General features: G+C 64.2%; 1 protein-coding gene and 1 pseudogene. One reads left to right on the top strand and one right to left on the bottom strand.

Annotation, left to right across the window (positions count from 1 at the left end; translation table 11 throughout):
* A pseudogene (locus ACI2K6_RS17025) lies at positions 1-511 on the bottom strand (ISL3 family transposase); the annotation flags it as partial.
* Positions 512-915: 404 nt separating this feature from the next.
* On the opposite strand from ACI2K6_RS17025, the gene ACI2K6_RS17020 reads away from it, so the two are divergent.
* On the top strand, positions 916-1,112 hold a 197-nt coding region (locus ACI2K6_RS17020; RefSeq protein ID WP_404569003.1), incomplete at its 3' end, for a hypothetical protein.

The raw sequence follows: 1,112 nt of genomic DNA, 5'->3' as shown, positions 1-1,112 counted from the left end.
AGACGTGCTCGTCGACGCCGAGCACGCGGACGCCGTCGAAGCGGTTCGGGTCCTCGATCAGGACGCGTGTGCCCTGGGCCAGGACGGCATCGTTGGCGGTGTTCCACGCAACCCCGAGCCCCTCAGCGACCCGCGCGACCGTCAGGTGGGCGATGACGATGCCCTCCAGCGCCCACGCCAGCCCTCGCCGGGAGAGCTTCGCGCGTGGCTCGACCGCCAAAGACGTGTCTTGGCGCCACACGTGGCCGCAGCCGGTGCACCGGTAGCGGCGGACCGTGACCTCCAACGTCGTCGGACGCCACCCCAACGGCTCGTGGGCCAGCCGGCGGACAACCGTGCCGCGCGCGGTTCCTTCACAGCCACAGCGTCGGCACCAGCGGTCGGGTTCGACGACTCGACAGGCCAGGACCGCACCGGCGGGCTCGAGGCGCTGACCGGTGGCCTCAAGGCCGAGCTCATTCAAGCGGCAGAACATGGTCAGGTCAGGGTCGGTGAAGGTAGCGTCAGGCACGTCGAGGTCTTCCAGATGGGCAGTGTGAGAGCTTCCGTCATCGGAAGGCCTCGACGCCTACCCGGGCAGCGCCACGCCGTTCGATCCTTGACTACGCGCTACACCCTCATCTGTGAAGAGCCACCAAACCTGGGACGGTTCAAGCGGCGCTAGGCGAGTCTGATTGCTGCGTCGATCTATGGGGTGAGGGCAGTGGCCGACATCGCGGTCCGAACTATCGCGGTCCGAACCTACCGGAGTCCGAAAGTACCGCGGTCCGAAACTATCTGATGCGCATCTTCTACAATGAGGATGCGCGTATGCACATGCATACGCACACGCACACTCCTTGGACGCCGTAGCGAGCTTCCGGGCAGACGGTCGCAGACGTCGTCCCCCTGGCTCGTTTCCCCGCCCATCAAAAAATGAACGACCGCGGACTAGCTCGGATCAAGGCGACATCCCCTCAGCATCATGACGCGCTTGTGATGCAACTGAATATAGGAAGCTTAGAGATGACGCAACCAGGACAGACCACCACGACTTCGCACGAAGCGATCGATGCGTTCAAGAGAATCGTCGGCGACGAACATGTACTGACCTCTGAGCGTGCCACGATGCC

This window comes from Microbacterium sp. NPDC006705, assembly GCF_044903545.1.
GTDB lineage: Bacteria > Actinomycetota > Actinomycetes > Actinomycetales > Microbacteriaceae > Microbacterium > Microbacterium plantarum.
Note: the sequence above shows the minus strand (reverse complement) of the source record. Positions and strands in the feature narration are given on the sequence as shown.